We start from the raw sequence: 22,470 nt of genomic DNA on the forward strand, positions 1-22,470 counted from the left end.
GCTAATAAAAAATTAATGGAAGGGAATTTTATGAATAAAGAAAAATTAAAAGAGTACTTTAAATCATTGGGCTTAGATACAGTAGGCATAACAGGAGTTAATGTAAATTATGAATTAGAAAAAAAATTAAAAGAAAGAATAGAAAAAGACCATATTACTGGAATGGAAGAACCTATTTTAGAAAATAGAATTAATCCTAAAAATATAATGAAAGATGCTAAATCTATAATAGTATGTGCATTTCCATACCATATAGATGATGAAAAAGAGTCAAATTTATCTAGATACTGTAGAGGTTTAGACTATCACATAGTAGCGAAGGAATTATTGCAGAAAGTATGCAATTTTTTAGATGAGAATATAGAAGGATTTGAATATAAAATATTTGTAGATAATGGTCCATTGGTAGATAGAGAATTAGCTTATTTGTCTGGAATAGGGTATTTTGGAATAAATAATAATATAATAACAGATAAATATGGTTCTTATGTATTTATTGGTTATATTATAAATAATTATGAATTTTCTTTAGATAAGCCGTTAGGTAAAGAATGTATGAAATGTGGAAAATGTGTAAAATATTGTCCGGGAAATGCTCTTTTAGGAAATTATGATATGAATCCTAGGAAGTGTTTATCATATATAACTCAGAAGAAAGAAGAATTATCTTTAGAAGAAGTTAAAGCAATTAAAAGTAGTGGGAAAATATTTGGGTGTGATATATGCCAGGAAGTATGCCCTCACAATAAAAATATAACAGAAACTAATATAGAAGAATTTATGAAAGATTTAATATTAAACTTAGACTATGAAGAAATTGATGAAATATCAAACAAAGAGTTTAAAAGGAGATATGGGAATAGAGCTTTTAGTTGGAGAGGTAAAAAAATAATAAAAAGAAATATAGAAATAGTATTAGAAAAGTCTTAGTCTTTTAGATTAAGACTTTTTTTGCAAATATATCTACGAAACTTTTACAAGCTATACAACATAAAATGTATAAAAGAGTTTAGGAGGTATACATATGCTAGTGTATAAAAATACATCAGAAATAGAACCTCTAGAAAGTATATTGGGGCAAGAAAGAGCTATTGAAGCTATGGAGATAGGTCTAAAAATAAACAACCCTGCATATAATATATATTTAGCTGGAGAACCAGGAACAGGAAAAACTACTTATGCAATGAAGGCTCTTAAAAAATATTCATTAGAAAAAGATACACATAAGGATTGGTGCTATGTGTATAATTTTGAGCATCCAAGAGAGCCAATAGCTATAGGATTAACAAAGGGATCTGGAAAAATATTTAAAAAGGATATAGAGAAATTAATTGAGACTTTACTAGATGAATTAATAGAAGCTTTTGAAAGTGAAGATTTTGAATTAAGTAAAAATCAACTTGTAGAAGAATATGAAATAGAAAAAGATGCCTTGCTTAAGCAAATAAAGAAATATGGTGAAGAAAAAGGATTTAAGCTAAAAAGTAGCAAAGTTGGAATGGTATTTATGCCTATAGAGGAAAATGGAGAAGAAGTAGATGATGATGAATTCTATAAGTTAAAAAGAGAGTTAGAAAATATGGCAATACAAGTTGCATATAAAATAAGGGATTTAGAAGATGCTGCAAAAGAGGCGTTACTTGATTTAGAAGAGGAAATTGCAAAGTATATTATTGACCCACATATAGATAACCTTAAAGAAAAGTATAAAGAGTATGAAAAGGTAAAATTATATCTAGATAATATGAGGAAAGATATATTAGAGTATGTTTACTTATTCTATATGACTGAAGAAGAATTAAAAGATAAATATGATAAAGAACATTTTATAAAATATAAAGTAAACTTATTTGTAGATAATGGTGGAGATAAAGAAAATGAATCAGCACCCATAATAACAGAAATAAATCCTAGCGTATCTAATTTATTTGGAAAAGCAGAATATGATTATAATAATGGAAGTATAAAAACTGATTTCACAAAACTCATACCAGGTGCAATACATAAAGCCAATGGAGGATATCTAGTATTATACACAGACCAATTGCTTAGATATGGGTTATCCTGGGATATTCTAAAGAAAACTATTCAAACTAGAAAAATAAGTATAGACACGCAAACGTCTATAACTCCAGAAAGTATACCTATAGATGTAAAAGTAATTCTTATAGGTGACAATTATATGTATAATATTTTATATCATTATGATAAAGATTTTAGTAAGTATTTTAAGATATTAGTTGATTTTGATAATGAAATGGATGAAAGTGAAATTAATAGAGATGGAATAGCTAGATTTATAGCATTACAATGTGAAAAAAATAAATTAAAACATTTTACTTATGAAGCAGTAGAAGAGGTTATAAAGTTTTCTATAAGACTATCAGGTGATAGTTTTAAAATATCTACTCAGTTTAACAAGATACTAGAGATTATAATTGAAGGTGATGCTTATGCCACAATTAGAAATGCAGAGTTTGTAGATAAAGATGATGTAAAAAAAGCAATAAATGAAAGAAGGAAAAGACTTAGCAGGATAGAAAGTAAAATGGATGAATCCTTAGAAAATGGATTCACTTTAATAGAAACAGAAGGACGTAGGGTAGGAGTTATAAATGGGCTTTCTGTATTAAATATGGGTGAGTATTCATTTGGTAGACCATCTAGAATAACAGTAACTACTAGTCCTGGAAATAAAGGTATAGTAAATATAGAAAGAGAAGTAAATATGAGTGGTCCAATTCATAATAAAGGTGTATTAATATTAGGTGGATATTTATCTGAAAACTTTGCAACAGACTTTTTATTATCTCTAAATGCATATATATGTTTTGAACAAAATTATGGTGGAATAGATGGTGATAGTGCTACAGGAGCAGAATTATATGCACTTATATCTTCTATAAGTAAAATTCCTTTAAAACAAAATATTGCAGTCACTGGCTCTATGAACCAAAAAGGAGAAATACAAGTTGTAGGAGGAATAACTGAAAAGGTAGAGGGATTTTATTATACTTGCAAGAAAAAAGGTTTAAGTGGGGAACAAGGAGTTATAATACCTAAGAATAATAGAAGAAATTTAGTTTTATGTGATGAAGTTAGTGATGCTATAAGAGACAATAAATTTAAAATATATGAAGTAGAAAATGTAAAAGAAGCTATAGAGATTTTAACGGATATGAATTATGAAGATGTTAAGAAAAAAACAATAGATAGGCTTAAAGAATTTAGCAATATAAATAAGAAGTTAAAAGAGTAGTTTTATTATAAGTTTCATGGGTAAAATATAAAAGGGAGTAAAATTATTTAAAATTTTACTTCCTTTTATAGAATATCAAAATACTGCAACTTATATAAATTAACATATAGATTTAAATTTTAGATATAGATTAATAATTAAAATTTTATACATATATATAGAAATAATATAAATAATAAAGAATATACAAGATTATGAGGGAGTGTAAGATGAAAAATATAAATAAGATTTTAGATATATTAGAAGAAACTTATCCTGATGCTAAATGTGAATTAAATTATACTACGGCATTCGAACTTTTAATTGCTACAATATTATCAGCTCAATGCACAGATGTTAGAGTAAATAAGGTAACAGAAGAGATGTTTAAAAAATATAATACGCCAGAAGCTTTTGCTAAACTAAGTGTAGAAGAAATTAGTGAAGAAATAAAAAGTTGTGGACTATACAAGAGTAAAGCTCAAAAAATAAAAGAAACATCAAGTAAAATTTGTGAGCTTTATAATGGACAAGTTCCAGATAGCCTAGATGAATTAATTAAGTTGCCAGGTGTGGGAAGAAAAACAGCTAATGTTGTACTTAGTAATGCCTTTGGAGAAGATGCTTTAGCCGTAGATACTCATGTATTTAGAGTTGCTAATAGAATAGGTATGGTAAATACAACAACTCCAGAAAAAACAGAATTTCCGTTAATGAAAGTTATACCTAAGAAGAGATGGTCTCATTCTCATCATTTATTAATTTTTCATGGAAGAAGAATATGCAAGGCAAGAAAGCCAGAGTGTGAAATATGTCCTATACAAAAATATTGTAAGTACTATAAAGAAAATAAATAGGACCTCTTGTTTTAAAGGCAAGAGGTTTTTATATTTTTATGAAGAATTAAATTAGAGGACTGTATTGTTGTTATAAACATAATTTCTGTTATAATATAATTTAGAATATTATAGTTTTAAGTGATAAGGCATAATACAATTGAACGTACTTTAATATAGGTAAGTATAGTTGTTATTTAAATAAGTAAGGAGGGAAAATATGTCATTAAATATAGTTTTAGTAGAGCCAGAGATACCTCAAAATACTGGAAATATAATAAGAACATGTGCAGCAACAGGCACAAACTTACATTTAGTTAAACCTTTAGGGTTTTCTCTAGAAGATAAGTATTTAAAAAGAAGTGGACTTGACTATTGGGATATAGCCAATATAAAGTATTATGATAGCTTTGAAGAAGTTGTAGAAAAAAACCCTGAAGGTAAGTTTTTCTTTGCAACTACTAAAGTAAATCAAGCTCACTCAGATGTTGACTATGTAGATAATTCATTTATAGTTTTTGGAAAAGAAACAAAAGGATTACCAAAAGAATTAATAGAAGCTAATTTAGAAACGTGTATAAGAATACCAATGTTAGACATTGAGAAAGCAAGGTCGTTAAATTTATCTAACTCAGTTGCTATAGTTGTTTATGAAGCATTAAGACAATTAGATTATCCAAAAATGAGATAATAAACTAACCTTACTATAAATTAATAAGGGGGAAGTACATGAAAGATATAAAAATAATATGTGATAGTTTATCAGATATACCGAATGAATTAATAGAAAAATATGATATAGAAGTAGTACCATTAACTGTAATCTTAAATGAAAAAGAATATAAAGATGGTGTAGATATATCAAATGATGAGTTTTATAAAACTCTTAGAGAAGAGAATGTATACCCAAAAACATCTCAAGCTACATACGCTCAATTTAAAGAAGTATTTGAAAAATACGTTAATCAAGGAAAAAGAGTACTATATATAGCAGGTTCATCAGTTGCAACAGGAACTTATCAAAGTGCAGTTATGGCTAAAAATGATATAGATGGAGAAATATATACATATGATTCTCAAGCATTTTCTTATGTTATAGGAATACTAGTAGTTGAAGCTGCAAGAATGGCATCAGAAGGATATGACATAAATGAGATAATGAAAGCTATAGAAGAGTTAAGAGATAAGACTTATGTTTTATTCTCAGTAGATACATTAGAATATCTACAAAAAGGTGGAAGAATATCTTCAACTAAAGCTGCCATAGGAAGTATATTAAATATTAAGCCAATATTAGATATAAAAAATGGTCTAGTTGCGCCAGTTTGCCAAGTTAGAGGTAAAAAGAATGTTATATCTAAGATGATAGAATTAGTAAAAGATAATTGTGGAGAAAATTTACAAGATCAAACGATATGTATTGGATATAGTGATGATTTTAAAGAAAGAGAAAGATTAACTGAAGCTGTTAAAGCTGAGTTTAATCCAAAAGACATATTATATTTCCAAATAGGATCTTGTGTTGGTTCTCATGCAGGACCAGGATTAACTGGAATAGTATGTATTAAAAATAAATAGTATAACATAAAAAAGAGTCTTAAGTTTAAGACTCTTTTTTATTTTTTGACTTGTTAATAATTTGATAAAATAAAATGGCTTAAAACTAACATTTAGAAATTGAATAATAATATTTACTGTAAAATAATCTATAAATTATATTTTACATATATATTTAAATTAACTAATAAATTATTGCGTTTAAAGTAAGTCTTAAATACAAATTTTAAAAAAATAATATAATTTGACATAAAAACAAATTTTTATATAGAAAAATTTTTCGAAATAGTGTACAATATAAATAAATAGTACACTATATTTAAATTTGGGAGGAAATACATGAAACTTAAAAAGTTATTAACTTTAGGGTTAACTGTAGTTATGAGTGCTAGTATGTTAGTTGGATGCTCATCTAGCAAGAATGCAGACTCTTCAGAGGCTGCTGAGGGGAATGAAAAAGTAATTAGAGTAGGTATGGTTACTGATGTTGGTGGAGTAAATGATGAATCATTCAACCAATCTGCATGGGCAGGCCTTGAGAAAGCTAAGAAAGAGTACGGAGATAAAATAGAAGTTAAGTACCTAGAATCTAAACAAGATGCTGACTATGTTCCAAATATAGAAACATTTGTAGATCAAGATATGGATTTAATAATAGGGGTAGGATATAAATTAGCAGATGCTATAGAAGAAGCAGCTAAAAATTATCCAGAAAGTCAATTTGCTCTTATAGATGCTTCTTATGAAAAGCAACCAAAAAATGTTACATCTTTATTATTTGAAGACAATGTTTCAGCTTATTTAACAGGATTAGTAGCTGGAAAAATGACTGAAACTAATAAAGTTGGTTTCATAGGTGGTATAGAAGGAGAAGTTATAAATAGATTTGATTACGGATTTAGAGCTGGTGTTAAAGCTGCTAATCCAGATGCTAAAGTAATGGTTCAATATGCAAATAGCTTTACTGATTCAGCATTAGGAAAGTCTATAGCTAACCAAATGCACAAAGATAATGTAGATATAATATTCTCTGCTGCAGGTGCTGTTGGTATAGGAGCTATAGAAGCTGCTAAAGAAAACAACAAAAAAGCTATAGGTGTTGACCAAGACCAAAATAAGTTAGCTCCAGACAATGTAATAACTTCAGCTATGAAGAATATAGATAATGCAGTATTTAACTTAGTTAAGTCTATGATGGATGGTACTTATGAAGGTGGAAAAGTTATAATAAACACATTAGATATGGATGGTGTTGGAATAGCTCCAACTAGTGATAAGAATGTTCCACCAGATGTTTTAGAATATGTTCAAAAAGAAGTAGAAAAAATAAAATCTGGTGAAATAAAAGTTCCACAAAATGAAAAAGAATATAAAGAATTAAATAAATAACATCAAAGGCTATCCTGTAAGAATAGGATAGCCTTTAATATTTAAAAATAAATTATATATAAATTGGAAAGAATAGAAATATATAATAAATCGTATTTTTCATACAATTAGATAAATATGATGTATAAATAAGTTTTAATTCTTATATAATGTACAACAAAAATCGATAAAAAATGACTTTTTTATCAAAAATAGTTAAAATAGTTTGTTATATATACGATATTTTAGTATAATAAAAATGCTAGAAATTTAAATTAAGGAGGGTAAGAAAGAGCGATGAATAATAGTAATATTAACTACAGTCAAAAAGTTGTAGAAATGAAAAATGTAACAAAAAAATTCGGAAACTTTGTCGCAAATGATAATATAAATTTGACTGTACATAAAGGGGAAGTACATGCTCTTTTAGGTGAGAACGGAGCGGGTAAATCTACTTTAATGAACATATTATATGGATTATACCAACCAACATCAGGAGAAATATATATAAATGGCAAATTAGTTGAAATGGATAATCCAAATGTTGCTATAGCAAATGGTATAGGGATGGTTCATCAACATTTCATGTTAGTACAACCATTTACAGTAGCTCAGAACATAATATTAGGTACTGAGCCTACAAAGGGACTTGGAGCTGTAGATATAAAAAAGGCTATAGATGATGTAAAAGCTATATCTGAAAAATATGGCCTATATGTTGACCCAAATGCAAAGATAGAAGATATATCAGTTGGGATGCAACAAAGAGTAGAAATACTAAAAGCATTATATAGAGGTGCAGAAATATTAATACTAGATGAACCAACGGCGGTTTTAACACCACAAGAAATACAAGAACTTATACAAATCATAAGAAACTTAACAAAAGAAGGTAAGTCAGTAATAATAATAACTCATAAATTAAAAGAGATAAAAGCAGCTGCAGACCATTGTACAATAATCAGAAGAGGGAAATACATAGATACGGTAAAAGTATCAGATGTTACAGAAGATGATTTAGCAGCTATGATGGTTGGTAGAGAAGTTAACTTTAAAGTAGACAAGAAAGAAGCTAAGCCAAGTAATGTTGTTTTAGAGATAAATAACTTGACTGTTAAAGATAATAGAAAAATATCAGTAGTAGATGAATTATCATTAGAAGTAAAAGCTGGTGAAATATTAGGAATAGCTGGTATAGATGGAAATGGACAATCAGAATTAGTTGAGGCTTTAACAGGTCTTAGAAAAGCTGAATCTGGAAGTATAAAAATAAATGGAAAAGAATTATTAAATAAAAATCCAAAAGAAATGTTTAATAATGGTATTAAAAATATACCAGAAGATAGACATAAGAGAGGTTTAATACTAGACTTCACAGTAGCAGAAAATACAGTTTTACAAAACTATAAAGATAAGAGATTCTCTAAAAATGGAATATTAAATAAAGCTGCAATAGAAAAATATGCAGATGAAATAATAGAAAGATTTGACGTAAGACCTACAGATCATACTGTTAAATCAAGAGCTTTATCTGGAGGTAACCAACAAAAGGTTATAATAGGTAGAGAGGTTGACAATATAGAGGTAGCAAGAGCTACTACTAAAGAGGCACAATTATTAATAGCAACTCAACCAACAAGAGGTCTAGATGTTGGAGCTATAGAGTTCGTTCATCAAGCATTAGTTAAGCAAAGAGATGAAGGAAATGCAGTACTGTTAGTATCATTAGAACTAGATGAAGTTATGAATGTATCAGACAGAATAGCTGTAATATATGAAGGAAAAATAGTTGGAATCGTCGATGCAAAAGATGCAGATGAAAATACATTAGGATTAATGATGGCTGGAGGTGAAGATAATGAGTAGTAAGATAAATAAGAAAAAACTATCTTTAGCTGATAATACTATTTTATTCTCTCTTATCTCAATAGTTTTAGGACTATTAGTAGGGGCAATAGCATTAATAATAGCAGGATTTAATCCAATAGAAGCTTATTCAGCTATGATAGATGGTGTATTTGGAAAACCAAAATTTATAGCTTGGGCTATAATAAGATCAACGCCACTTATATTAACAGGTCTATCTATTGCGTTTGCATTTAGAACAGGACTATTCAACATAGGAGCTGAAGGGCAGTTTATAGTAGGTTCTTTAGTAGCAACTATGGTAGGAGCTGGGATACAGTTACCAGCAATAATACATGTACCACTTACTCTTTTAGCAGCAGCATTGGCTGGAGCTGTTTGGGGAGGATTTGCTGGTTGGTTAAAATCTAAGTTTGGAATAAATGAAGTTATATCAACGATAATGCTTAACTGGTTAGCATTCTATCTAAGTAACTATATGATAAAAAACACTTGGTTAGCTAGACCAAATAGTGAAGCGTCAGTTAGTATACATGACTCAGCTAGTATAGGTATAAGTTGGTTAAATGGATTAGTAGGACCAGCTACTAAAGTTAACTGGGGTATAGTTATATCGATAATACTTGTTTTAATAATAGCATTCATATTATTTAAAACTACTTTAGGATTTGAATTAAGAGGAGTTGGATACAACAAATATGGTGCTGAATATGCAGGTATAAACGTTAACTCAGCAATATTAAAATCAATGGCAATAGCAGGTTTACTTGCTGGTATAGCTGGAGCTATACAAGTTATGGGTGTATCAAACAATATAACAATATTAGCAGCTCAAGAAGGTTATGGATTTGATGGTATAGCAGTTGCTCTAATCGCAAATAGTAATCCAATTGGAGTTATATTCTCAGGATTATTATTCGGAGGGCTTAAGTATGGATCAACTAAGATGCAAGCTATAGGAGCTCCTTCAGAAGTAGTAAATATAGTTATAGGATCTATAGTATTCTTTATAGCATTAAGTACTGTATTAAGAAACTTATATATAAAAATGAGAGATAAAAAAAATAAAGGGGGAATTGCATAATGGAAGATTTAGCTTTAATCATTAGTACCACTTTAATGTACTCTACGCCCCTTATATTTGCAGCATTAGGTGGAGTATTTTCAGAGAATTCAGGTATAGTTAATATAGGACTAGAAGGAATGATGACAATAGGAGCATTCTCAGCAGCAGCAGCAGGTGTTCTTGTAGGAAATCCTTGGATAGCATTTTTAATTGGTGGATTAGCAGGTGGATTATTTGCTTTAATACATGCATTTGCAACAATAACTTGTAATGCAGACCACACAATATCAGGGGTTGCAATAAACTTATTAGCTCCTGGGGTAGCATTATTTACATCTAAGATAATGTTTGATGGTGCAACAATGACACCAACAATACCAATGGAAAATAAAATACCAAGACCTTTACATGGTCTATTTGAACCAGGAAGTATATTAGATACAATATTTAACTCATATGCAACAGTATTTTTAGCATTTATATTAGTTGCAGTAGTTTATTATGTACTATATAAAACTAAATTTGGTTTAAGAGTTAGAGCAGTTGGAGAACATCCAGGTGCAGCAGATACATTAGGTATAAATGTTGCTAAAACAAGATATGCAGCAGTTATAATATCTGGTATATTAGCAGGTTTAGGAGGAGCATCAATGAGTTTAGCTGTTGTTTCTTCATTCAGACCTACATTAATATCAGGTCAAGGGTATATAGCATTAGCAGCAGTTATATTTGGTAAGTGGAGACCTCAATGGGCAATGGTAGCTTGTCTATTATTTGGATTCTCTACAGCACTATCAGTATTCTTTGGTAATCCGTCATTACCATTTAGCATAAATGAAAACTTATTATCTATGATACCATATGTTGTAACATTAATAGTTTTAGTTATATTCGTTAAGAGTTCTAAAGCACCAGCAGCACTTGGTAACCCTTATAAAAAGGGTGAAAGATAGCCAAAAAAATGATAGCTTTAAGCTATCATTTTTTTTGTGAATTAATATAATATGAATTAAAAATATAAAAAGACATATAATAAAATCTATAAGATATATTGATATAAACAACTATCTTTAAACAATTAGCGAGGTTCCTCTTAAATGAAGAAAGGATCACAAGTTAGATATGAAGACAATAAAAGTGAGTTTATTATCAGAAGAAAGACTTTATGCTAAAAATATTTTTCCTAAAAGTAAAAATATATTAGATGATAATGAAATTATAGAAATTGAATTTGATATTAATGAAAATAACAAATCCACTATAAATGGGATATCTAGTATAGTAATGGAAATTATAAGAGATAAAATATTAAAAGATTACATAGATAAGGAATATAGTCAGGTATATCCAAATGAAAAAGATGAAATATATACATATTCCTTAGAAATATTAAAGACTAAGGAACCATTTATAGAAGAATCAATACGGCAAAAGCTATTAGATTATATAAAATCAAATGACTACATAAATTTAGATGGATTTGTTAACTTTAGGATGAAAAATTTTAAAAAATACATATCAGCCGTAACAGATAGGGCCGTAGAAGAATATATAATTAAAAAAGACCAAGATGAATTTATAAAGGTTCTTAAGTATTTTATAGAAATTCAAGATGATAAAATTGACTTAGTAAAAGTGCATATAAAAGATGAAGATACCTTTCTTCTATATGATAAAAATGGCAATATAATAAATGGAATGAATAATGAAGATATTGTAAACATGGTTATAGAAGAAAACTTAAATTCAGAAGATTTTTTAATAAGTACTTTGCTAAGTTTATGCCCTAAGAAAATAGAAATACTAGATACATTAAAAAATAATATATCTAAAGAAATAATAGAAACCATAAAATCTATATTTGGAGATAAAGCTAGTACAGTATATCAAAATTAAAGCATATAGATAAATTTCCTTGACTAATGTAGATTGTGTTAATATTATACAATAATTAGATAGCTTTATTTATTAAATAAAAAAGCTTATAATTATGTAAGATATGGACAGATTTAATATTAGTAAGGAGATTGTAAAATGGATAATTTATTAAAAGTTTTAATACTTGCGATTATAGGTGGAGTAATAGGATATATTACTAATATAATAGCAATAAAGCTAATATTTAGGCCTATTAATCCAATAAAAATACCTATAATTAATAAAGAAATAATTGGTATAATACCAAAAAGAAGAAGTGAAATAGCAACTAATATAGGTGAGATTATACAAGATGAATTCTTATCTATTGATGAAATACTTAATCAAGTTATTACAGACGAAGATAAGAATAAAATAGCAGAGTATATACAAATTAAAATAAAAAGTATATTAAATGAAAAAATGTCATTTGCACCAAGTTCAATAAAAAATCTTATACAATCTTATGTATCAGATATGATAGAAGAAGAAATAAAAAATAGCATAGATGATTTAAGTAGTGAAATGATAAACAAGGCTAGTAAAAGAATAAATATTCAGCAAATGATAGAAGATAAGATTAATGAACTTAACTTATATGAATTAGAAGAAATAATTCTTAGAGTTGCTAAAAATGAATTAAAGCATATAGAGATTTTAGGATTTGTATTAGGTTTTGCAATAGGAATAGTTCAAGGAATAATAATAGTAATTCTATAATATTATGGTTGATAGAACTATTACTATCTGATATAATGATACTAACTTAATAGAAATTGCGATGAAAAGGACAAGTAAAATAGAAACAATTTTCAGAGAAGATGAGTCACCGGCTGAAAGCTCGTCTAAATATGTCTATTTGAAAACTACCTTGGAGCAGAATTTAGTAGCATATGTGAAAGTATTCGGTTGACTACCTTATAGTCGTCTTAAGAGGGTGTATTACATACATCAACTTGGGTGGAACCGCGAATTTATACTCGTCCCAAATACATATATTTGGGTCGAGTTTTTTTATTTCATGAAATAATAAAAGTAATTTAGGAAATAATATTTAGTTATCAGTATATCTAAATAAATAGGAAATAAATTATAAAAATAATAGAGGAGGTAACAAAAATGGTTAAAGTAACTTTAAAAGATGGTTCAGTAAAAGAATTTGAACAAGGTATCTCTATCATGGATGTAGCAAAATCTATAAGTGAAGGCTTAGCTAGAGCTATAGTAGCAGCATCTGTAAATGGAGAAGTAGTAGGATTAGACTATAAAATAAATGAAGATTGTGAATTAAACTTATTTAAATTTGATGATGTAGAAGGAAAAGATGTATTTAGACATACATCAGCTCATATGTTAGCACAAGCTATAAAGAGATTATATCCAGAAGCTAAACTTGCAATAGGACCAAGCATAGAAAATGGATTCTACTATGATATAGACTTAGAGCACAGATTATCAGCTGAAGATTTAGAAAAAATAGAAAAAGAAATGAAGAAAATAGCTAAAGAAGATTTAGCTGTAGAAAGATTTGAATTACCAAGAGAAGAAGCTTTAGCTTGGGCTAAAGAAAATGGTGAAGATTATAAAGTAGAGCTTATATCAGAATTACCAGAAGGGGAAGTAATATCTTTCTATAAGCAAGGGGACTTCACTGACTTATGTAGAGGACCACATTTACCATCAACTAAGAAGGTAAAATCAGTTAAGTTATTAAATGTAACAGGAGCTTACTGGCGTGGAGATGAAAAGAACAAAATGCTTCAAAGAGTATACGGAATATCTTTTGAAAAGAACAAAGATTTAGAAGAATACCTACACATGTTAGAAGAAGCTAAAAAGAGAGACCACAGAAAGTTAGGTAAAGAATTAGAATTATTCTTCATACCAGAAGAAGGGCCAGGATTCCCATTATTCTTACCAAAGGGTATGGAACTTAAAAATGCATTATTAAACTTCTGGAGAGAAGTTCATAGAAAAGATAACTATGTAGAAATAGAAACTCCAATAATATTAAACAGACAATTATGGGAAACTTCAGGCCACTGGTTCCACTACAAAGAAAATATGTATACTGTAGGTATAGATGAACAAGATTTCGCTATAAAACCAATGAACTGTCCAGGAGGAATGTTATTCTACAACTTCAAGCCACATTCATACAGAGATTTCCCTATGAGAGTTGCTGAATTAGGTAGAGTTCATAGACATGAATTATCTGGAGCATTACATGGATTAATGAGAGTTAGAGCATTTACTCAAGATGATGCACATATATTCATGTTACCAGAACAAATAAAAGATGAAATAAAAGGTGTAGTTTCATTAATAGATAGTGTTTATAAGGTATTTGGATTCGAATATCATATGGAATTATCTACTAGACCAGAATCTTCAATAGGAACTGATGAAGAGTGGGAAGTAGCTGAAAATGGATTAAGAGAAGCTTTAGAAGAGTTAAATTTACCATATAAATTAAATCCAGGAGATGGAGCATTCTACGGACCTAAGATAGACTTCCATTTAAGAGATTGCTTAGGAAGAACTTGGCAATGTGGAACAATACAATTAGATATGCAATTACCTCAAAGATTTGATATAACTTATATAGGTCAAGACGGTGAAAAGCATAGACCAGTAATGATACACAGAGTTGCATTCGGAAGTATAGAAAGATTCATAGGTATATTAATAGAGCACTATGCTGGTAAGTTCCCAGTTTGGTTAGCACCAACTCAAGTTAAGATATTACCTATATCAGATAAATACAATGATTATGCTAATGAAGTTAAAAAGGCTTTATTTGACAAAGGTATAAGAGTTGAAATAGATGATAGAGCAGAAAAGACAGGATTTAAGATAAGAGAAGCTCAACTTCAAAAAGTACCTTACATGTTAATAGTAGGGGAAAAAGAAGAAGCTGATAAGAAAGTATCTGTTAGATCAAGAGATAATGGAGAAGTAGGAAGCTTAGACTTAAATGAATTCTTAGAAAATATATTAAAAGAAATAGAAGAAAGAACTAATGTAGAGTTAGCTTAATAAATAAAAAGGGTATTAATAAAATTTTATTAATACCCTTTTTTTATTAATTTATAAACTGTTTAGTTATTAAAGACTTTAACTCTTCATGAGTCATAGTTTCATTATCAAATAAATGTTTAGAAACTACATGTAGATCATTTATATTATCTTTTAAAAGATTTAAAGTTTCATTGTAACAATTTTGAACAATACTATTGGCTTCTTTTTGAACTTGTTCAGACATAAATGTTTTTACATTTCCATCTATAGTCATAAATCCTAAGTTACTCATACCATACTCACAAACCATTTGATTTGCTATATCTGTTACCTTTTTTAAGTCATCCTTTGCACCTGTTGATTTATGATTAAAAATTATCTCTTCAGATGCTTTACCTGCTAATAGGATTTTCATTTTACCAATTAATTCTTCTTTTGTGTAGATATATCTATCTTCGTCAGGTAATTGGAGAACATACCCTAATGCTTGCCCTCTAGGTATTATTGATATTTTTTGTATAGGGCAGATTCCAAGTATATTACTAACAATAGCATGTCCTGCTTCATGATAAGATACTATTTGTTTTTCCTTTTCTATTAACTTAGAGTTTTTAGATTCAAGTCCTGCAATAACTCTCTCAAGTGCTTTATCAAAGTGATCAGTTGTTATAACATCACTTTTATCTCTAACAGCAAATATAGCAGCTTCATTAGCTATATTTGAAAGATGAGCACCATTAAATCCGTGAGTTTTTTTAGCAAGCAATTCTAAATCTACAGATGGATCAAGAGGTTTATTATTTGTATGAACTTTTAAAATTTCATATCTAGTATGATAGTTAGGAGCACCTATGTGTATATGTCTGTCAAATCTTCCAGGTCTAAGAAGAGCTTCGTCTAAAAGATCAAGTCTATTAGTAGCCCCTATTATTATGACATTTGAGTCTTTAGTGAATCCATCCATTTCAACTAATAATTGATTTAGTGTTTGGTCTTTTTCGTTATTACTTTCAAGATGTCTTTTTGCTCCAATAGCATCTATTTCATCTATAAAAATAATACTAGGGGATTCTTTTCTAGCTTTTTCAAAAAGTGTTCTTACACGTTTAGCACCTACACCAACGTATTTTTCAACAAACTCAGAACCAGTAACATTGAAAAATGATGAATTTGTCTCACCAGCCACAGCGGATGCAAGTAATGTTTTACCTGTACCAGGAGGTCCATAAAATAATACTCCTTTTGGTATTTTAGCACCCATTTTTTTGTATTTATCAGGAGACTTCATAAAATCTACTATTTCAAATAACTCTTCTTTTACTTCATCTAAGCCAGCTACATCACAAAATGTAGTTTTAGGCTTAGTAGAAGCAGAGTCTTCCTTAGGAGATTCTTTTTCAAGTTTAGTTTGAGCAAACACAGGTACTGGTTTGTTAATCTTTTTAAAGAAATTGTCTAACATTTTCATAGTCATACACCTCAGATAAAAAATTATTTATTGGTTTTATAATTTCTAACAAACCAAAAATCATCGAAAAATCATTTGTTTATATTTAAGTATAACCAAAACTTTGTTTAATCATTACTAAGAATATAAATTTTAGGTTAGTTATACATATTATGAGAATTAAAAATTAAAAAAATAATAAAAAAATAGTTGCAAATAATATTTAGAAGTGATATATTATATAGAGTAATTAATAACAAAAGCAAGTAGAAGTCCGCTTCTCACCTTTCGACTTAGGTTGTCTGGTAAATATAAGTTCAAAACTTTAAATATATTATTTTGATATATTTAAGTTTATATAAATTTGTTGACTTATATGGCGGGTGATTATATCATTCGCCTTTTATTTTATATAAAAATTTGGAGGTGTCCTACCATTAGCAAGGAATTAGCAATCAACGAACAAATAAGAGAAAAAGAAATAAGAGTTCTTTCACATGATGGAGAACAATTAGGAATAATGTCAGCTAGAGAAGCTCAATTAATAGCTAACGAAAGAAACTTAGACTTAGTTATGATATCACCTAATGCACAACCACCGGTATGCAGAATAATGGATTATGGCAAGTATAAGTACGAACAAGCTAGAAAAGAAAAAGAGTCTAAGAAAAAGCAAAAGGTTGTAACTGTTAAAGAAGTAAGACTTAGACCAGGTATAGAATCAAATGATTTAAATACTAAGGCTAACAACGCTATAAAGTTCCTTAAAAAAGGAGATAAAGTTAAGGTTGAGCTAAGATTTAGAGGTAGAGAATTAGGACATAAAGATCTTGGAAAAGAAGTAATGCTTAAGTTTATAGATATAGTAAAAGAGTTTGGAGAACCAGCAAAGCCACCAAAATTTGAGGGCAATAACATGGTTGTAATCATAGATCCAAAAAAATAGATGATAAACTGAGAGGAGGAAATAAAAATGCCTAAAATGAAAACTCATAGAGGAGCTGCTAAAAGATTCAAAAAAACTGGAAGTGGAAAATTAAAGAGAGCTAAAGCTTTCAGAAGACATATATTAACTAAGAAAGCTGCTAAGACTAAGATGCAATTAAGAAAAGCAGGAATAGTTAGTGAAGGTGATGCTAGAAGAATAGCACAATTATTACCATACTAAAAATCGGATTAAATTAAAATAGAAATTTTAAAAGAGAAAAACAAAGGAGGTCACAGAGATGGCAAGAGTTAAAAAAGCAATGAACGCTCGTAAAAAGCATAAGAAAATATTAAAGCTTGCAAAAGGATTCAGAGGATCTAGAAGCAAGTTATACAGACCAGCTAATACATTCGTAATGAAGGCGTTAAAGAACGCATATATAGGAAGAAAGTTAAAGAAGAGAGACTTCAGAAAACTTTGGATACAAAGAATAAACGCTGGAACTAGAGCTCATGGATTATCATACTCAAGATTCATGAACGGATTAAAATTAGCAGGTGTTGAAGTTAACAGAAAGATGTTATCTGAAATGGCTATAAACGATCCTCAAGGATTCGCTAAATTAGTAGAAGTTGCTAAATCAAAATTAGCTTAATTAAATAATTAAGTTCATAAAAAGCCTTTGAATTTTATTCAAAGGCTTTTTTTATATACATGAAATTATAAACTTTATACTCTATAAAAAAATAAAAAATTATATAATATGAATACGTTTTGTTAAAAATATGTAAAGGAAGTTTATAAATTGTGAATATTTTAAATAGGCCAATTTACATATCCTTTATTGTTTTTATATAGGTTTTGGAATATAATATAGTAATAATTGAAAAGAAGGATGTATCTAATGAGAAAAAACTTATTAGCTATAAAGTGAGAAGGAGGCATAAATACAGATGAAGACCATATTTAAGCGATTTATTGCTCTTATAAATAAAATGCAACCAACTCAAGTAATGGTTTTAGGGTTTGCTAGCGTTATATTAATTGGAGCGCTTCTATTAAATCTTCCTATAGCAACTCAAAGCGGAGAAAGCATCGGATTTATAGATGCCTTATTTACTTCAACATCAGCTGTATGTGTAACAGGATTAATAATGGCAGATACGGCAACTTATTGGAATGGATTTGGACACGTAGTAATAATACTACTTATTCAAATTGGTGGTTTAGGATTTATGACAATAACCACGCTATTTGCACTTATAACTAAGAAAAGAATAAATCTGAAAGAAAGACTATTAATCCAAGAATCTTTAAATCAATTTGATTTGTCAGGGTTAGTTAAGTTAACAAGGTATGTATTATTAATGACATTTACCATAGAAGGTATAGGAGCATTAATATTATCAACAGTATTTATACCTCAATTTGGGCTATTAAAAGGAACTTGGTATAGTATATTTCATGCTATTTCAGCTTTTTGTAATGCAGGATTTGATTTAATGGGGCCAGTTTCAGGTAAGTTTACATCATTAACATACTATGTAAATAACTTTACAGTAAGTGTTACAATTTCATTACTTATAATATTTGGGGGATTAGGATTCCCTGTAATTTTAGATATAATAAAAAATAGAAAATTATCTAAATTAAATTTACATTCTAAAATAGTATTAATTACAACCGTGTCATTAATATTAGTAGGTATGTTACTTATTTTAGTATTAGAATACAACAATCCTAAAACAATAGGAAAGTTAGGATTTGGTGGAAAAATGCTTGCATCGTTCTTCCAATCAGTAACAACTAGAACAGCAGGATTCAATACAGTCAATTTAACGGCAATGCATGAGAATAGTTTATTTATAATGATAATATTAATGTTTATTGGTGCATCTCCTGCATCTACAGGTGGTGGTGTAAAAGTTACGACTATAGCTACTTTAGTTCTAACTGTTAAATCATTTATACTTGGAAAAGAAGATATAGAAGTAGGATCAAGAAGAATTGGAACATCAATAGTTAGAAAATCATTAGGAATATTTCTTATAGGTATAATTGTTGTTTTATCTGGAACTATAATTATAACTATAACTGACCCAAGTTTTAGTTTAATAGAAGCTGGGTTTGAAGTAGTATCAGCATTTGCTACAGTTGGATTAAGTCTAGGTGGAAGTCCTAATTTAAGTACATTAGGAAAAATATTTATAATGTTATTTATGTTTATGGGAAGAGTTGGATCTCTTACAATATTTATGGCGATAATGTCTAGAAAAACAAAGAATAATCCTCCTATAAGATACCCTGAAGGGAAGATAATAGTTGGATAATATAGCCTTTACTTATAGTAAAGAATAATTTAAGTGTGGAGAGGACGAAGGAAATGAAGCAATATATAGTTATAGGTTGTGGAAGATTTGGAGCATCAGTTGCTACAACTATGCATCTTTTAGGTCATCAAGTGATGGCTATAGATAAAAGTGAAGAAATTATACAAAATATAGCAGATAAAGTAACTCATGCTGCTATAGTAGATGTAACAGATGAGCAGTCATTAAGATCTTTAGGACTAGGTAACTTTGATGTTGCAATAGTTGCCATCGGTTCAGATATAAGAGCATCTATAATGGCTACACTTATAGCAAAAGAAATGGGTGTACCTCATATAGTATGTAAGGCAAAAGATGAACTACAAGCTAAAGTTCAATATAAAATAGGAGCGGATAGGGTAGTATTCCCAGAAAGAGATATGGGTGTTAGAGTTGCACATAACTTAGTTTCTGATAATATACTAGATCATATAGAATTAGATCCAGATTACTCAATTGTAGAGATAGTAACACCAAATAGTTGGGTAGGAAAGACTTTAGTTGAATTAAACTTAAGAGCTAAGTTTGAAATAACTGTATTAGCTATAAAAACAGGTAAGAGCATAAATGTTACTCCAGCTCCAGATGAAGAGTTAAAAGCAGGTAGTATTTTGGTTGTAATAGGTCAAAATAGCCATATAAGTACTATCGCATCAGAAAATGAAGAATTTATTAGGAGAAAGTAATAATGCCTACAATAATAACAGCTAAAGATAATAATAAAGTAAAATATACGAAATCACTACTTAAAACTAAAAATAGAAATAAAGAATCTAAATTTATAATTGAAGGATATAGAATACTAACTCTTGCAATAGAATGTAAGGCTAGTCTAGATTATGTATTTATAAATGAAGATTTTGAAAATAAAGAAGAACATCTTAAATTTTTAGATACCCTAAAAACTAATAATATAAAAATTTATAAAACTACTAATAAAATATTCAATGAATTAATAGATACGGAAAACACTCAAGGTATTTTAGGAGTAGTAAACTTTAAACAAAGAAGTATAGAAGAGTATTTAAAAGATGAGCATAAATTTGTTTTAATATTAGATAGAATACAAGACCCAGGTAATATGGGTACGATAATAAGAACAGCAGATGCTGCAGGGGTAGATGCAATAATTGCATTAAAAGGATGTGTAGATATATACAATCCAAAGGTTATAAGGTCTACTATGGGTTCTATATTTGATATGAATATAATACATGCTACTCAAGAAGAAGCTCTTAGAATTTTAAAATTAAAGAACTTTGATATAGTATCAAGCTATTTAAATACAAACAATTACTACAACACAGTTGAATATAATTACAAAACAGCTTTAGTAATAGGAAATGAAGCTAATGGAATAAATGATGAATTAGTATCAAAATCAGATATGTTGGTCAAAATACCTATATATGGGAATGCAGAATCATTAAATGCAGCTATAAGCTCTGCAATATTAATGTATGAAATAAAGAAATACTTAGTTTAACATCTTGTAAATATTATGCATAGTATGATATAATTAAACGCAAAAACAATATTATCAAATACTATGAAAGAGAAAAGTATTTTGAATTAACTTAGCACAGAGATAAGTACCGTAGGCTGTGAGTACTTTCTAAGTATCCAAAAGAAGTTCCCTCTGGAGTATTAAAGCTGAAATTATAGTAGGCTTTAACGTTAAAACGCGTTAAGTTTGTTAGAGGTGGTTTAATAATTTATAATTATTAAGCTACTAGGGTGGTACCGCGAATAATAGTCTTTCGTCCCTAGATAGGGATGAAGGGCTTTTTTTATACAAAAAACTGCGAAAGGGTGAATTAATATAATGCAAGAAAAATTACTTAATTTACAAGAAGCTGCATTAAATGAAATTAAAGATACTTCTAGCATAGAAGTTGTTGAAAGTTTAAGAGTAAAGTACATGGGTAAAAAAGGTGAGATAACATCAATCCTAAAAGAAATGGGTAAATTATCAGCAGAAGAAAGACCTGTAATAGGTAAAGTTGCTAATGAAGTTAGAGCGGCTATAGAAGGTGCTATATCTTCAAAGAAAGAAGAGTTAAAGTTAGCAGAAAAACAAAGAAAATTAGCAGAAGAAGTTATAGATGTAACTATGCCATCAAGACCAGTTAAGGTTGGTAAAAAGCATCCAATATCTCAAATAATAGATGAAGTAAATGAAATATTTATAGGAATGGGATTCTCTATAGCAGAAGGGCCAGAAGTTGAAACTATAGAAAATAACTTTGATGCATTAAATGCACCAAAAGATCATCCATCTAGAGATATGAGTGATACTTTCTATATAAATGAAGAGTTATTACTTAGAACTCAAACTTCACCAGTTCAAGTTAGAACAATGAAGAGTCAGGAATTACCAATAAAAATAATATCTCCAGGAAGATGTTTTAGATTTGATGCTCCAGATGCTACACATTCACCAATGTTCCATCAAGTTGAAGGACTTGTAGTTGGTAAAGATGTAACAATGGCACAATTAAAAGGAACTTTAGATATGTTCGTTAAGAAGTTATTTGGTGAGCATACAAAAACTAAGTTTAGACCACACAACTTCCCATTCACAGAGCCAAGTGCAGAAGTAGATGTTACTTGCTTTAAATGTGAAGGAGCAGGATGTCCAATGTGTAAAGGTGAAGGTTGGATAGAAATACTAGGAGCAGGTATGGTTCATCCAAATGTACTTAGAAACTGTGGAATTGACCCAGAAGTTTATAGTGGATTTGCATTTGGTATGGGACTTGATAGAATAACAATGCTTAAGTATGAAATAGATGATATAAGACTATTATTTGAAAATGATATGAGATTTTTAAATCAATTTTAATTAGGAGGATTT

At 28.9% G+C, this 22,470-nt stretch carries 20 protein-coding genes and 2 other annotated features; of the genes, 19 read left to right on the forward strand and 1 reads right to left on the reverse strand.

The features are described from left to right. Positions 1-30 precede the first annotated feature (30 nt). From queG to thrS, 12 genes are all read left to right on the forward strand, one after another. Positions 31-930 (forward strand): tRNA epoxyqueuosine(34) reductase QueG, encoded by a 900-nt coding sequence (queG, locus tag I4U89_RS11565; protein ID WP_195940527.1) that lies wholly within the window; start codon positions 31-33, stop codon positions 928-930. A 94-nt stretch (positions 931-1,024) separates the two neighbouring features. Next, positions 1,025-3,259 (forward strand): Lon protease family protein, encoded by a 2,235-nt coding sequence (locus I4U89_RS11570; RefSeq protein ID WP_195940528.1) that lies wholly within the window; start codon positions 1,025-1,027, stop codon positions 3,257-3,259. A 209-nt stretch (positions 3,260-3,468) separates the two neighbouring features. Then, entirely contained in the window at positions 3,469-4,095 is a 627-nt protein-coding gene (gene nth / locus I4U89_RS11575; protein WP_195940529.1) for an endonuclease III, read from the forward strand. A 199-nt stretch (positions 4,096-4,294) separates the two neighbouring features. After that, positions 4,295-4,765, forward strand: a complete 471-nt coding sequence (gene trmL, locus I4U89_RS11580) for a tRNA (uridine(34)/cytosine(34)/5-carboxymethylaminomethyluridine(34)-2'-O)-methyltransferase TrmL (RefSeq protein WP_092923453.1) — start codon at positions 4,295-4,297, stop codon at positions 4,763-4,765. Between the two features lie 38 nt (positions 4,766-4,803). Further along, positions 4,804-5,652: a DegV family protein gene (locus I4U89_RS11585; protein ID WP_195940530.1), complete on the forward strand. Its 849-nt coding sequence runs from the start codon at positions 4,804-4,806 to the stop codon at positions 5,650-5,652. 318 nt (positions 5,653-5,970) lie between these two features. Next, positions 5,971-7,020: a BMP family lipoprotein gene (locus tag I4U89_RS11590; protein WP_195940531.1), complete on the forward strand. Its 1,050-nt coding sequence runs from the start codon at positions 5,971-5,973 to the stop codon at positions 7,018-7,020. A 276-nt stretch (positions 7,021-7,296) separates the two neighbouring features. After that, positions 7,297-8,865, forward strand: a complete 1,569-nt coding sequence (locus I4U89_RS11595; RefSeq protein WP_195940532.1) for an ABC transporter ATP-binding protein — start codon at positions 7,297-7,299, stop codon at positions 8,863-8,865. After that, complete coding sequence (locus tag I4U89_RS11600; RefSeq protein ID WP_195940533.1) at positions 8,858-9,949, forward strand: ABC transporter permease; 1,092 nt, start codon at positions 8,858-8,860, stop codon at positions 9,947-9,949. Before I4U89_RS11595 ends, I4U89_RS11600 begins: the two co-directional genes overlap by 8 nt. Further along, entirely contained in the window at positions 9,949-10,884 is a 936-nt protein-coding gene (locus I4U89_RS11605; protein ID WP_195940534.1) for an ABC transporter permease, read from the forward strand. Before I4U89_RS11600 ends, I4U89_RS11605 begins: the two co-directional genes overlap by 1 nt. 169 nt (positions 10,885-11,053) lie before the next feature. Then, complete coding sequence (locus tag I4U89_RS11610) at positions 11,054-11,827, forward strand: putative sporulation protein YtxC (protein ID WP_195940535.1); 774 nt, start codon at positions 11,054-11,056, stop codon at positions 11,825-11,827. A 138-nt stretch (positions 11,828-11,965) separates the two neighbouring features. Continuing rightward, on the forward strand, positions 11,966-12,568 hold the full coding sequence (locus tag I4U89_RS11615) for a DUF445 domain-containing protein (protein WP_195940536.1): 603 nt from the start codon (positions 11,966-11,968) through the stop codon (positions 12,566-12,568). A gap of 52 nt (positions 12,569-12,620) precedes the next feature. After that, positions 12,621-12,839: a binding site (T-box leader), on the forward strand. 128 nt (positions 12,840-12,967) lie between these two features. Further along, positions 12,968-14,887 carry a threonine--tRNA ligase gene (gene thrS, locus I4U89_RS11620; RefSeq protein ID WP_195940537.1) on the forward strand — a complete coding sequence of 640 codons (1,920 nt, stop codon included), beginning with the start codon at positions 12,968-12,970 and terminating at the stop codon, positions 14,885-14,887. A 46-nt stretch (positions 14,888-14,933) separates the two neighbouring features. Here thrS and I4U89_RS11625 read toward each other — a convergent pair whose 3' ends face one another. Further along, positions 14,934-16,337: an ATP-dependent metallopeptidase FtsH/Yme1/Tma family protein gene (locus I4U89_RS11625; protein WP_195940538.1), complete on the reverse strand. Its 1,404-nt coding sequence runs from the start codon at positions 16,335-16,337 to the stop codon at positions 14,934-14,936. Positions 16,338-16,692: 355 nt separating this feature from the next. Here I4U89_RS11625 and infC point away from each other — a divergent pair, with 355 nt between their 5' ends. The 7 genes from infC (at position 16,693) to pheS (ending at position 22,458) form a co-directional block, all read left to right on the forward strand. Beyond that, entirely contained in the window at positions 16,693-17,262 is a 570-nt protein-coding gene (gene infC / locus I4U89_RS11630) for a translation initiation factor IF-3 (protein WP_195940539.1), read from the forward strand. Between the two features lie 27 nt (positions 17,263-17,289). Then, positions 17,290-17,484 (forward strand): 50S ribosomal protein L35, encoded by a 195-nt coding sequence (rpmI, locus tag I4U89_RS11635; protein ID WP_092923487.1) that lies wholly within the window; start codon positions 17,290-17,292, stop codon positions 17,482-17,484. A 58-nt stretch (positions 17,485-17,542) separates the two neighbouring features. Beyond that, the gene (gene rplT, locus I4U89_RS11640; RefSeq protein ID WP_092923489.1) at positions 17,543-17,899 is read left to right on the forward strand and encodes a 50S ribosomal protein L20; all 357 of its coding nucleotides are present in this window, start codon (positions 17,543-17,545) and stop codon (positions 17,897-17,899) included. A gap of 298 nt (positions 17,900-18,197) precedes the next feature. Continuing rightward, positions 18,198-19,574: a TrkH family potassium uptake protein gene (locus I4U89_RS11645; protein WP_166506024.1), complete on the forward strand. Its 1,377-nt coding sequence runs from the start codon at positions 18,198-18,200 to the stop codon at positions 19,572-19,574. Positions 19,575-19,627: 53 nt separating this feature from the next. Beyond that, positions 19,628-20,299: a potassium channel family protein gene (locus I4U89_RS11650; RefSeq protein WP_166506023.1), complete on the forward strand. Its 672-nt coding sequence runs from the start codon at positions 19,628-19,630 to the stop codon at positions 20,297-20,299. Between the two features lie 2 nt (positions 20,300-20,301). Next, a complete protein-coding gene (locus I4U89_RS11655) occupies positions 20,302-21,099 on the forward strand; it encodes a TrmH family RNA methyltransferase (protein WP_195940540.1) in 798 nt (265 codons plus the stop codon). 54 nt (positions 21,100-21,153) lie between these two features. Beyond that, positions 21,154-21,384, forward strand: a binding site (T-box leader). 54 nt (positions 21,385-21,438) lie between these two features. After that, positions 21,439-22,458: a phenylalanine--tRNA ligase subunit alpha gene (gene pheS / locus I4U89_RS11660; RefSeq protein WP_195940541.1), complete on the forward strand. Its 1,020-nt coding sequence runs from the start codon at positions 21,439-21,441 to the stop codon at positions 22,456-22,458. The last annotated feature ends 12 nt before the right edge of the window (positions 22,459-22,470 follow it).

This window comes from Romboutsia sp. 1001713B170131_170501_G6, from assembly GCF_015668195.1.
Taxonomy (GTDB): Bacteria; Bacillota; Clostridia; order Peptostreptococcales; family Peptostreptococcaceae; genus Romboutsia_C.

What these genes read in the sequence shown, in the direction of transcription:
- I4U89_RS11605 (WP_195940534.1), top strand. Translation starts at nt 9,949, where the DNA reads ATGGAAGATTTAGCTTTAATCATTAGTACCACTTTAATGTACTCTACG.
- I4U89_RS11595 (WP_195940532.1), top strand. Translation starts at nt 7,297, where the DNA reads ATGAATAATAGTAATATTAACTACAGTCAAAAAGTTGTAGAAATGAAA.
- rplT (WP_092923489.1), top strand. Translation starts at nt 17,543, where the DNA reads ATGGCAAGAGTTAAAAAAGCAATGAACGCTCGTAAAAAGCATAAGAAA.
- trmL (WP_092923453.1), top strand. Translation starts at nt 4,295, where the DNA reads ATGTCATTAAATATAGTTTTAGTAGAGCCAGAGATACCTCAAAATACT.
- I4U89_RS11590 (WP_195940531.1), top strand. Translation starts at nt 5,971, where the DNA reads ATGAAACTTAAAAAGTTATTAACTTTAGGGTTAACTGTAGTTATGAGT.
- infC (WP_195940539.1), top strand. Translation starts at nt 16,693, where the DNA reads ATGGCGGGTGATTATATCATTCGCCTTTTATTTTATATAAAAATTTGG.
- I4U89_RS11585 (WP_195940530.1), top strand. Translation starts at nt 4,804, where the DNA reads ATGAAAGATATAAAAATAATATGTGATAGTTTATCAGATATACCGAAT.
- I4U89_RS11645 (WP_166506024.1), top strand. Translation starts at nt 18,198, where the DNA reads ATGAAGACCATATTTAAGCGATTTATTGCTCTTATAAATAAAATGCAA.
- I4U89_RS11615 (WP_195940536.1), top strand. Translation starts at nt 11,966, where the DNA reads ATGGATAATTTATTAAAAGTTTTAATACTTGCGATTATAGGTGGAGTA.
- rpmI (WP_092923487.1), top strand. Translation starts at nt 17,290, where the DNA reads ATGCCTAAAATGAAAACTCATAGAGGAGCTGCTAAAAGATTCAAAAAA.
- pheS (WP_195940541.1), top strand. Translation starts at nt 21,439, where the DNA reads ATGCAAGAAAAATTACTTAATTTACAAGAAGCTGCATTAAATGAAATT.
- I4U89_RS11610 (WP_195940535.1), top strand. Translation starts at nt 11,054, where the DNA reads ATGAAGACAATAAAAGTGAGTTTATTATCAGAAGAAAGACTTTATGCT.
- I4U89_RS11600 (WP_195940533.1), top strand. Translation starts at nt 8,858, where the DNA reads ATGAGTAGTAAGATAAATAAGAAAAAACTATCTTTAGCTGATAATACT.
- I4U89_RS11570 (WP_195940528.1), top strand. Translation starts at nt 1,025, where the DNA reads ATGCTAGTGTATAAAAATACATCAGAAATAGAACCTCTAGAAAGTATA.
- thrS (WP_195940537.1), top strand. Translation starts at nt 12,968, where the DNA reads ATGGTTAAAGTAACTTTAAAAGATGGTTCAGTAAAAGAATTTGAACAA.
- nth (WP_195940529.1), top strand. Translation starts at nt 3,469, where the DNA reads ATGAAAAATATAAATAAGATTTTAGATATATTAGAAGAAACTTATCCT.
- I4U89_RS11650 (WP_166506023.1), top strand. Translation starts at nt 19,628, where the DNA reads ATGAAGCAATATATAGTTATAGGTTGTGGAAGATTTGGAGCATCAGTT.
- queG (WP_195940527.1), top strand. Translation starts at nt 31, where the DNA reads ATGAATAAAGAAAAATTAAAAGAGTACTTTAAATCATTGGGCTTAGAT.
- I4U89_RS11655 (WP_195940540.1), top strand. Translation starts at nt 20,302, where the DNA reads ATGCCTACAATAATAACAGCTAAAGATAATAATAAAGTAAAATATACG.
- I4U89_RS11625 (WP_195940538.1), bottom strand. Translation starts at nt 16,337, where the DNA reads ATGAAAATGTTAGACAATTTCTTTAAAAAGATTAACAAACCAGTACCT.